Source organism: Rhodopseudomonas sp. B29, assembly GCF_000333455.1.
Taxonomy (GTDB): Bacteria; Pseudomonadota; Alphaproteobacteria; order Rhizobiales; family Xanthobacteraceae; genus Rhodopseudomonas.
In genome coordinates, this window is the sequence record NZ_BADD01000728.1 from 1 (window position 1) to 10,481 (window position 10,481).

General features: G+C 64.7%; 8 protein-coding genes and 1 pseudogene. 7 read left to right on the top strand and 2 right to left on the bottom strand.

Translation table 11 applies throughout. From position 1 onward, the window contains the following. Together I5M_RS26405 and I5M_RS26410 are read left to right on the top strand one after the other, a co-directional pair. Positions 1 to 526: DUF4070 domain-containing protein (locus I5M_RS26405; RefSeq protein ID WP_022724139.1), on the top strand; the 526-nt coding region annotated here is incomplete at its 5' end. 236 nt (positions 527 to 762) lie between these two features. Further along, complete coding sequence (locus I5M_RS26410) at positions 763 to 3,126, top strand: RND family transporter (protein WP_022724140.1); 2,364 nt, start codon at positions 763 to 765, stop codon at positions 3,124 to 3,126. A gap of 48 nt (positions 3,127 to 3,174) precedes the next feature. On the opposite strand, the gene I5M_RS34500 is transcribed toward I5M_RS26410, so the two are convergent. Both I5M_RS34500 and I5M_RS26420 read right to left on the bottom strand, forming a co-directional pair. Beyond that, positions 3,175 to 3,546 carry a hypothetical protein gene (locus I5M_RS34500; protein ID WP_376738703.1) on the bottom strand — a complete coding sequence of 124 codons (372 nt, stop codon included), beginning with the start codon at positions 3,544 to 3,546 and terminating at the stop codon, positions 3,175 to 3,177. 541 nt (positions 3,547 to 4,087) lie between these two features. After that, on the bottom strand, positions 4,088 to 4,585 hold the full coding sequence (locus I5M_RS26420; protein WP_022724142.1) for a hypothetical protein: 498 nt from the start codon (positions 4,583 to 4,585) through the stop codon (positions 4,088 to 4,090). A gap of 385 nt (positions 4,586 to 4,970) precedes the next feature. Between I5M_RS26420 and I5M_RS26425 the strand changes: the two genes are divergently transcribed. From I5M_RS26425 to shc, 5 genes and pseudogenes are all read left to right on the top strand, one after another. Next, a complete protein-coding gene (locus tag I5M_RS26425) occupies positions 4,971 to 5,207 on the top strand; it encodes a hypothetical protein (RefSeq protein ID WP_022724143.1) in 237 nt (78 codons plus the stop codon). Positions 5,208 to 5,420: 213 nt separating this feature from the next. Continuing rightward, complete coding sequence (gene hpnC, locus I5M_RS26430; RefSeq protein WP_022724144.1) at positions 5,421 to 6,299, top strand: squalene synthase HpnC; 879 nt, start codon at positions 5,421 to 5,423, stop codon at positions 6,297 to 6,299. Further along, positions 6,296 to 7,135 (top strand): presqualene diphosphate synthase HpnD, encoded by an 840-nt coding sequence (hpnD, locus tag I5M_RS26435; RefSeq protein ID WP_022724145.1) that lies wholly within the window; start codon positions 6,296 to 6,298, stop codon positions 7,133 to 7,135. Before hpnC ends, hpnD begins: the two co-directional genes overlap by 4 nt. Further along, positions 7,135 to 8,403, top strand: coding sequence for a hydroxysqualene dehydroxylase HpnE (gene hpnE, locus I5M_RS26440; RefSeq protein ID WP_022724146.1), 1,269 nt, complete (start codon positions 7,135 to 7,137; stop codon positions 8,401 to 8,403). Before hpnD ends, hpnE begins: the two co-directional genes overlap by 1 nt. A gap of 20 nt (positions 8,404 to 8,423) precedes the next feature. Next, a pseudogene (gene shc, locus I5M_RS30670) lies at positions 8,424 to 10,391 on the top strand (squalene--hopene cyclase). Positions 10,392 to 10,481: the final 90 nt, after the last annotated feature.

Consider the following 10,481-nt stretch of genomic DNA (forward strand, 5'->3'; position numbering starts at 1 on the left):
GTCGCAGATCCCGCTGCTGACCATCAATCTACTGCAGGCGCTGCCGAAGACGCCGCTGTGGGACCGGCTGGAACGCGAAGGGCGACTGATCCACGATGACGGCCGCGATTCCAACGTCGACTTCCTGCTGCCCTACGATCAGGTCGTGGCGATGTGGAAGGACTGCATGGCCCGTGCCTACGAGCCGGAGGCGGTGCTGGCGCGCTACGACTACCAGATCCGCAACACCTTCGTGAACCGCCTCAAGCTGCCGGCGACCCCGCAACGTGCCTCCAAGGCCAACATCAAGCGCGGCCTGATCATGCTGCGTAACATCATCTGGCAGATCGGCTTCCGTAGCGACTACAAGCTGGCGTTCTGGAGGTTTGCTCTGCCGCTGCTGGCGCGGGGTGACATCGAAGGTCTGCTGACCTCGATGGTGGTGGCGCATCACCTCATCGTGTACGCCCGCGAAGCTTCCAGCGGTCAGGCGGTGGCGTCCAACTATTCGCTGCGGCTGCAGCAGGCCTCAGTGCCGGCGGAGTGACGAGCCGGGCGTGTCCCGCGGGAGACGCCGGCAGCGATTCTGCTGTCCGCGCTCGCGAAACGGGTGCGAATCTGTTGGATTCGCGCCCGCCGCTGTGCCCGCGGCGGCTCAATGGACCTGTCACGGTCCGCACGGTACAAAGATGCCATATTCCTCTGGTTCAGCGCTCATCCTGAGCTGGCGCATTCGCGCCGCGAAGTGCCGCTACACCGGGCGACCGACAGAACGGAAAGCGAATGCTGGATAAGAACGTCAACGACGCCGAGGTCGCCGAATTGAAGCGCCGGCGGCTCAGCATCGCCTTCGGCATCGAGCGACTTGGCCTCATCCCGCTACGCGCGCCGATCCTGTCCTGCCTGATCCTGCTGGTGATGGTCGTCGGCGCGGTGTTCGGCATCCAGCGCATCAAGATCGACGATTCGCTCAGCCAGCTGTTCCGCTCCGAGACGCCGGAGTACAAGCAGTACGAGCAGGTCACCAAGCAGTTTCCCTCCACCGAATTCGACGTGCTGCTGGTGGTCGAGGGCAAGAACCTGCTGGCGCGCGATAATCTCGAGAAGTTGCGCGACACCGTCACCGATCTGCAGCTGATCGATGGCGTGCGCGGGCTGATCTCGCTGTTCTCGGCGCGCCAGGCACCCGAGCCCGGCAAGCTGCCGGCGGCGCTGTTTCCGAACGAACTCCCGGAAGGGCAGGCCTACGATCAGTTCATCCAGACGGTGAAGTCGAACGAGATCATTCGCGGCAAGTTGTTGTCCGACGACGGAACGCTGGCGCTGATCGTGATGTCGCTCGATCCCGCCGTGGTCTCAGACAATGCCCGGCTGACCAAGACCATCGGCGAAGCCCGTAAGGTGATGAGCGACGACCTCGAAGGATCGGGGCTGACGCGCGAGCTGTCCGGCGTGCCGGTGATGCAGCTCGAAATCCGCAACGCGGTCGAGCGCGACGGGCTGATCTACAACATTGCCGGCATCCTGGCCGGCTGCGTCATCGCCATCCTGTTCTTCCGCAAGATCTCCTTCATGGTGGTGGCGGCGTTCCCGCCGCTGCTGGCGATCCTGCTGGCGCTCGGCGTGCTCGGCTGGTCGGGCTTCAGCCTGAACATGTTCCTCAACGTCATGACGCCGCTGATCATGGTGATCAGCTTCTCGGACTCGATGCAGCTCACCTTCGCGGCACGAGACCGGCTCATCGCCGGCGAGGACAAGTACACCGCGTTCAGGAATGCCGTGCTGGTGGTCGGCCCGGCCTGCGTGCTGACTCACGCCACGGCCGGCATTTCCTTCATCGCCCTGCAGTTCTCCAGTTCGGACCTGATCCGCGCGTTCGGCGAGGCTGGTCTCGTCGCCACCATCATCGCGCTGCTCGCTGTGCTGTCGCTGGTGCCGGTGTTCGGCGTGCTCCTGGTGCGCCACGAGCAGACCTTCGCCGCCAAGTTTCAGAGCGCCGATTTGGGCGTCAACGCGCTGCGGCGATTTTGCGCCTTCATCGCGGTGCGGATGGTCGGCCGGCCCGGCCTGTTCAGCATCATCGCGCTCTTGATCGTCGTCGGCCTCGGCGTCATCTACGCCAATCTCGAGCCGCGCTATCGGCTCGCCGATCAGGTCCCCGACAAGCAGCAGGCGGTGCAGGCCAGCGACCGGCTCGACGCCAAGCTGACCGGCGCCAATCCGATCGACGTGCTGATCGAATTCCCCAAGGGCCAGTCGCTGTATTCGCCGGAGACGCTCAAGGTCATCGCCGACGTGCACAGCATGGTTGAGAAGCAGGCCGGCGTCGGCAACGTCTGGTCGCTGGAGACGCTGCGCCGCTGGCTCGCCGAGAAGGCGCATTCGACCGATGTCGCGACGCTGAAGGAATACGTCGACCTGCTGCCGAAGACGTTGGTGCGACGCTTCATCTCGGCCAATCAGGACGCGGTGGTGGTGTCGGGCCGCGTGCCCGATCTCGATTCCAGCCAGATCCTGCCGGTGGTGCAGAAGCTCGATCACGCGCTCGGCGCCGTGCGCGCCGTCAATCCCGGCTACGAGATCGCGGTCACCGGGCTGTCGGCGATCGCGGCGCGTAACAGTGCCGACATGATCTCCAAGCTCAACCACGGCCTCACCATCGAATTCGCCCTGGTGGCGATCTTCATCGGCCTGGCCTTCCGTTCGGTGGTGGTGATGCTGGCCTGTATCCTGCCGGGCATTTTCCCGGTGGTGCTGTCCGGCACCGTGCTGTGGGCGATGGGCGAGGGGCTGCAATTCGCCAGCGTGGTGGCCCTGACGGTGTCGTTCGGCCTCGGCCTGTCCGCCACGATCCACTTCCTCAACCGCCTGCGGCTCGAGGCGCCGCCCGGCGTCAGCGCCGGCATGGCCGTAGAGCGTGCCACGGTGCTGGTCGGCCCGGCGCTGATCCTCACCACCGTGGTGCTGGCCTGCGGCCTCGGAGTCACGGTGTTCTCGGACCTGCCGTCGCTGCGGCTGTTCGGCTGGCTCAGCGCCTTCGCCATGGTGGCCGCGCTGATCGCCGACCTGTTCATCCTGCGCCCGACCGCGATGTGGCTGATCTCGACCGCGCAGCGGCTACGCGGAGGCGAGCAGCGGGTGCTCTGAGCCGCGCCAACGTCGCTCCGCTGCATTCGGAAGGCCGAAGCGAGCCGCTCAATCGGCCGCAAACACGACGGCGAAGCGGCTATGGTACTGCGCCCATGAAGCCGTATTTCGGCACATCCAACTGATCGCCTCGATGATCTCGTCGTGCGCCTGTTCGAGATTGTTCTTTTGAAAGATTGGTTCGTGATGCGCGATGCGATTTCGTAGTCGCCTGATCGCATTCAGGCGACTGTGTACTTCCCTGCGTGGCCTTCCCCCGCGCGCGAGAAATGCCTTGTAGAGAGCCTTCCGCCAGATCGTCGAGTCGTAGTGCGGGCCGAGGAGGCCTACCCAAAATGCGAACTTCAACTCCGCGAGCATCTGCCCCGGAATGACTGGCTTTCGATCTTTGACGAGCGTGTCCCGTGCATCGAAGATCATTCGTTTCGAATCGGGACTTAGGGGCGCCCCTGACTGGAACCATTCGTCCCCGTATTCATTCGCCATAGCAGAATGGATGCAATTGCGAAGACAGATTTCCAGGCATTGGAGGGGAGTATAGAACGCCTCTGACAGCCGGGTGTTCCTCTCGTAAAGGCCGATAGCGGCGTCCAGATCCTGGTTCGCCGCTTGTAGATACTTCTCCAGACGGTCGCGTGAGAGCGTGTGTTCTAGAGATTCATTTATAAGTACATTTCTCAAGAATTAACTTGCCGTTAAAGCGCGGCTCTCTATATTCCGCGACGTACACCCCGGGTCGGCCTCTGTCGCAAGACATGCTCCCGGGGTCAGTCATTTCTGCGCCCTGAAGTTGTAATGTCAATGCGGGCGCTGCTTTTTACCGCTACTTCAAGACGCTCCGAGCAACCATCCATGGTCACGCTGCTTGGCATGCAGCTGTTGCTCTAGCGAGCAGTTCGCGACGCAAAAAACCCTCGGACCGGCTGGCCCGAGGGTTTTTCAGTTCACAGACGAGCGCTGTTCAGCCGCGGGTCATGCTGATGTTGACGCCGCGGATGTCGCCCTTGGAGCTGATCGCCACCGACTGCTTGTTGCCGCGGGTGGTCAGCGAGATGTTCGCCGCGAAGCCGGCGGCTTCGACGAACACTTCGATGTGGCCGCCGCCGGCGGTGCCCTGCAGGCTGCCGTTGATGTTGCGGCTCGCTTCGCTCCAATTGCCGGAGATGCGATCGCCGTTCGAAGCGACGTCGGCGGAGAGATCGAACTTGTAGCTGTCGGACGCGCAGCGCAGCGTCTGACGCAGCGAGTTGCCGCCGCCGCTCACCTGATAGCTGGCACGGCAGCGGATGCGTTCCTTCGAGCCGTCGGACAGTGCGACGGTGCCAGTGCCGGACCACGATCCTTCAAATCCTGCGAACGGTCCTTCGGCAAAGGCTGGCGCCGACATCAACATTGCCGCGCCGAAACCGGCGGCCGCGAGCGTGCGGACGGAGGATGTTGTGAAACCAAGCAGACTCATTCTGGCAAACCCCTGAATCCCGGCGTGTAGGACAGCCCCGCCGCGTCGTTTCGTTAGTGTCTTCGCGCAATGCGCGGTTCAAATCAAATAGTATCGCCCCCTGCGATGTGCAAACGCCGGCTTGGTTTGGCTCTTTGCCTGATCGCCGAAACTGCGACGTCCCGGCGCAGCTGTCGCCAAACTGCAACGACGGTTGACGAATCGTCACCACGGGCTGCGAATCGCGTGAAGGTGAGATGTTTCCGCATGTGACCATCGTAAATTTGGCCGCATTTGCACGGGCACAAGTGAACTCAACCCACCCGCGATTGCGCCGCCGTCCGTGTCGCCGTAATCGTCCGTGATCGCCGATCGCGGCTCCAGCTCAAGCCTGACAAGGAAGACAATGCAAAAGACGATGGTTGCGTTCGCTCTGCTGCTCGCCGCGGTTTCCACTGCCAATGCCCAGCAACAGCAGCGCAGCGGCACCGAAGCCGAACAAAAGGCGTGCTCACGCGATGTGAGCCGGTTCTGCCGCACCGTGATGGATCAGAGCGATCTGGTGATCTTGAGCTGCCTGCAGCAAAACCGTGCGAAGCTGTCCAAGTCCTGCAATCAGGTCCTGGTCAATCACGGCCAGTGATGGCGGCCCGCTGGGCCGGCCGGCCGAGCCGGCTGCCTGGCGGGACGGCAGGCTGAACCGCAGGCGGGGCAGTGGCCCGTCAATAACGTTGGTTTAGCCGGCAAAAATCCCTTATATGGCGCGCACACGACCCTGCCCGGTCTACCGGGGAGGGCGTTGCTTTTTTGTTCCGCCCTCAACCGGGCATTTGAACCAGGCTTTCAGTCCGTGCCGATGACGACCGCGAGCGAGCTGCGATCGGGCAAGACCCACCGGGACGAAAATTTCCCGGTCGCTTCCTGGATCATCCATCCGCGCCATCGGGCCCTGATCCTGGCGTTCTATAATTTCGTGCGCACGGCCGACGACATCGCCGACCACGCGATGCTCGATGCCGACAGCAAGCTGCGTTACCTCGACCTGATGGAGGCCGAGCTGCTGGGGCAGGGCGACACTCAGGCCGAAGCGGTCGAGCTGCGCCGCGCGCTGGCCGAGCGCGGCATGTCACCGCGCCACGCGCTGGACGTGCTGATCGCATTCCGCATGGACGTGAACAAGCTGCGCTACGAGAACTGGGACGAAGTCATCCACTACTGTCGTTATTCGGCGATGCCGGTCGGTCGCTTCATGCTCGACGTCCACGGCGAGAGCACCGCGACCTGGGCTGCCTCGGATGCGCTGTGCGCGGCGCTGCAGATCAACAATCACCTGCAGGATTGCGGCAAGGACTATCGCGACCTCAATCGCGTCTACCTGCCGCGTGACGAACTCGCCGCCGCCGGTGCGCCGGCCGAAGATCTCGGACAGGCGCATTCGTCGCCGGCGTTGCTGCGCTGCCTGCGCGCGCTCGCGGTACGCACCGAGACGCTGCTCGGCGATGGTGCCTGTCTCGCCGCCGAAGTGCGCGATCATCGCCTCGGTATCGAGGTCGCGGTGATCCAGGCCTATGCCGAGCGCATCGTGAAGATGCTTCAGCTGCGCGATCCTCTGTCGGAGCGTGTGCATCTCAGCAAGTTCGAATTTCTCGCCGCCGGGCTCGGCGCGATGGGCGCCGAGATCGGCCGCCGTGCTTTCGGAAAGGGGCCGGTGTCGAAACCGGCGCCGCGCGCATGACGATCCACACCTCGACGGAGCCGGTCGCGCATGAAGGCGTGGCCCTGGGCAGCTCATTCTACGCCGCGATGCGCATCCTGCCGCGTCAGCAGCGCGAGGCGATGTTCCAGGTCTACAGCTTCTGCCGCTATGTCGACGACATTGCGGATTCCGACGGCGAGCGCGACGTGCGCCAGGCGGCGCTGCAGCGCTGGCGCGACGACATCGACGCGCTGTATCGCGGGTCACCGCCGCCGCGGCTGGCGGACTACTTGGAGTCGGTGCAAACGTTCGGGCTGAAGCGCGAAGACTTCATCGCCATCATCGATGGCATGGAGATGGACGTCGTCGCCAACATCCGTGCGCCGGACGAAGCCACGCTCGATCTGTATTGCGATCGCGTCGCCAGCGCGGTGGGACGGCTGTCGGTGCGGATCTTCGGTCTGCCGGAAGCCGAAGGCATCGAGCTCGCGCATCATCTCGGCCGCGCGCTGCAGCTCACCAATATCCTGCGCGACATCGACGAAGACGCCGGCATCGGCAGGCTGTATCTGCCGCGCGAGCTGCTCGTCGCGGCTGGTATCACCAGCACCGATCCTTTGTTGGTCGCCGAAGACCGCGCCGTGCCGCAGGTCTGCGCGCCGCTGGTCGCGCGCGCGCTGGCGCATTTCGAAAAAGCCGATGCGGTGATGAACCGCAATCCGCGCCGGCTGGTGAAGGCGCCGCGGATCATGGGCAAGTACTACTTTTCGATCCTGCAACTCTTGATCGCGCGGGGCTTCGCGCCGCCGCGGGCGCCGGTCAAGCTCGGCAAGGCGTCGAAGATTGCCATCCTGCTGCAATACGCGATCGTGTGATGACCCGGACCGCTCACGTCATCGGTGCTGGAATTTCCGGTCTCGCCGCCGCGACCAGGCTGGTACGCGCCGGCTGGTCGGTGCAGGTGCACGAGGCCATGCAGCAGGCCGGCGGCCGCTGCCGCTCGTATTTCGATGCGCAGACCGGCCTCGTCATCGATAACGGCAACCATCTGTTGCTGTCGGGCAATCACGCGGCGCGCGACTACGCGCGCGCGATCGGCACCGAGGCGGGCCTGGTTGGTCCGTCGCGCGCCGAATTCAATTTCATGGACGTCAAGTCGAACGCGCGCTGGAAGCTCGATCTCGGCAGCGGCCGGCTGCCGTTTTGGCTGTTCGACTCCAACCGTCGCGTGCCGGACACCGCGATCAGTGATTATCTCGCGCTCGCGCCCCTGCTGTGGGCGCCGACCACCCGGCTGATCGGCGACACCATCCCGTGCAAGGGGGCACTGTACGATCGTCTGGTGCAGCCGCTGCTGCTGGCCGCACTCAACGTCGATCCGCCCGAAGGCTCGGCGGGTCTGGCCGGCGCCATCGTGCGGGAGACGCTGCTGGCCGGCGGCCAGGCCTGTCGTCCCCTGATCGCCCGCGACGGGTTGTCGGCCGTGCTGGTCGAGCCGGCGGTGGCATTCCTGAACCAGGAAAGCCGGGGCGTCCGGTTCGGCCACGAGCTGCGGGCGCTCAGCTGGTCGAACGATTGGGTCGTCGGCCTCGATTTCGGCGGTGGGTCCACTTTGGAACTCGGGCCCAACGACGCCGTCGTTTTGGCGGTGCCGCCGCGCCCGGCAGCGACGCTGCTGCCCGGGCTGAAGTCGCCGCAGAAATATCGGGCCATCGTGAACGCACACTTTGCCCACGTCCCGCCGACCGGCATGCCGGCGCTGACCGGGGTGATCGGCGGAGTGGTGGAGTGGTTGTTCGCCTTCCCGAACCGGCTGTCGGTGACCATCAGCAATGCCGACCGGCTGGTCGAGGCCCCCCGCGAGCAGCTCGCCGCCCAGATCTGGGCCGAGGTCTGCCAGGTGGCAGGCATTCAGGCCGAGTTGCCGGCCTGGCAGATCGTCCGCGAGCGCCGTGCCACCTTCGAGGCGACGCCCGAGCAGAATGCCCTGCGCCCAGGGCCTGTCACGCAGTGCAAAAACCTGTTCCTCGCAGGCGACTGGACTGATACGGGGTTGCCGGCGACGATCGAGGGCTCGGTCAGATCCGGCAATCGGGCAGCCGAGCTGGTGCTGGCGCTCGGCGGCCGACGCCGCGACACCTAGACGGAGACATAGCGAAAACGATGGATTCCGGCATTTTCACATCCGGAGCGGGGCGCGGCGACGCGCTCGATGCCTCGATCGACGCGGCCCGCAGCGCGCTGCTCGGCTTTCGCCAGGACGACGGGCATTGGGTGTTCGAGCTCGAAGCCGACTGCACCATCCCGGCCGAATACGTCCTGCTGCGGCATTACCTCGGCGAGCCGGTCGATGCCCGCGCTCGAAGCCAAGATGGCCGTCTATCTGCGCCGGACCCAGGGCGCCCATGGCGGCTGGCCGCTGGTGCATGACGGCGAGTTCGACATCAGCGCGACCGTGAAGGCCTATTTCGCGCTGAAGATGATCGGCGACAGCATCGACGCGCCGCACATGGTCCGCGCGCGCGAAGCGGTGCTGGCGCGCGGCGGCGCGATCCACGTCAACGTGTTCACTCGCTTCCTGCTGTCGATGTTCGGCATCCTGACCTGGCGCAGCGTTCCGGTGCTGCCGGTCGAGATCATGCTGCTGCCGATGTGGTCGCCGTTCCACCTCAACAAGATTTCCTACTGGGCGCGGGCCACGATCGTGCCGCTGATGGTGCTGGCGGCGCTCAAGCCGCGCGCCGTCAATCGGCTCGGCGTCGGCCTCGACGAGCTGTTCCTGCAGGATCCGCAGTCGATCGGTATGCCCGCCAAGGCGCCGCACCAGAGCTGGGGTCTGTTCACGCTGTTCGGCTCGATCGACAAGGTGCTGCGGGTGATCGAGCCGCTGATCCCGAACAGGCTGCGCCAGCACGCCATCGGACGCGCCGTCGCCTGGGTCGAGGAACGGCTCAACGGCGAGGACGGGCTCGGCGCGATCTATCCGCCGATGGCCAACACCGTGATGATGTACAAGGTGCTCGGCTATGGCGACGATCATCCTCCGCGCGCCATCACCCGGCGCGGCATCGACAAGCTGCTGGTGATCGGTGAGGACGAGGCCTATTGCCAACCCTGCGTATCCCCGGTCTGGGACACGGCGCTGACCGCACACGCCATGATCGAGGCCGGCGGCCCCGAGGTCACCGAGCCGGTGCAGCAGGGCCTCGACTGGCTGCTGCCCAGACAGGTTCTCGACCTCGAGGGCGACTGGGCGGTGAAGGCCCCGGGCGTCCGCCCCGGCGGCTGGGCGTTCCAATACAACAACGCCCATATATCCCGACCTCGACGACACCGCCGGTCGTCGTCATGGCGCTCGACCGGGCCCGGCGGGCGAAGCCCAACCCGGCTTACGACACCGCGATCGCCCGCGGCCGTGAGTGGATCGAGGGGATGCAGAGCGACGACGGCGGCTGGGCTGCCTTCGACGTGAACAACACCGAGTATTATTTGAACAACATCCCGTTCTCGGACCACGGCGCGCTGCTCGATCCGCCGACCGAGGATGTGACCGCACGTTGCGTGTCGATGCTGGCGCAACTCGGTGAGACTGTCGCGAGCAGCCAGGCTCTGGCGCGCGGCGTCGATTACCTGCGCAAGACCCAACTCGCCGAAGGCTCCTGGTACGGCCGCTGGGGCATGAATTACGTTTACGGCACCTGGTCGGTGCTGTGCGCCCTCAACGCGGCCGGCATCGATCATCAGGACCCGATGATGCGCAAGGCTGTAGCCTGGCTCGAATCGATTCAGAATGCGGACGGCGGCTGGGGCGAAGACGCCGTCAGCTACCGGTTGGATTATCGGGGTTACGAGGCTGCACCCTCCACCAGTTCCCAAACGGCATGGGCTTTGCTTGCACTTATGGCTGCGGGTGAAGTCGATAGCGCCGCCGTGGCGCGCGGGATTGAGTACCTAAAAAGCACACAGACCAAAAAAGGACTGTGGGACGAGCAGCGCTACACGGCTACAGGCTTTCCGCGTGTGTTCTATCTGCGTTATCATGGCTATTCAAAGTTCTTCCCGCTTTGGGCGCTGGCGCGGTACCGAAATTTGAAGGCCACGAACAGCAAGGTGGTAGGGGTCGGAATGTGATTCTGGGGGCTAGGGGCGACCGCGCCGCGGATCGGCATGATCCGCGACCGGTTCTGATCGTGACAGGCTTGGTGCAGGAAGCGAAGATCG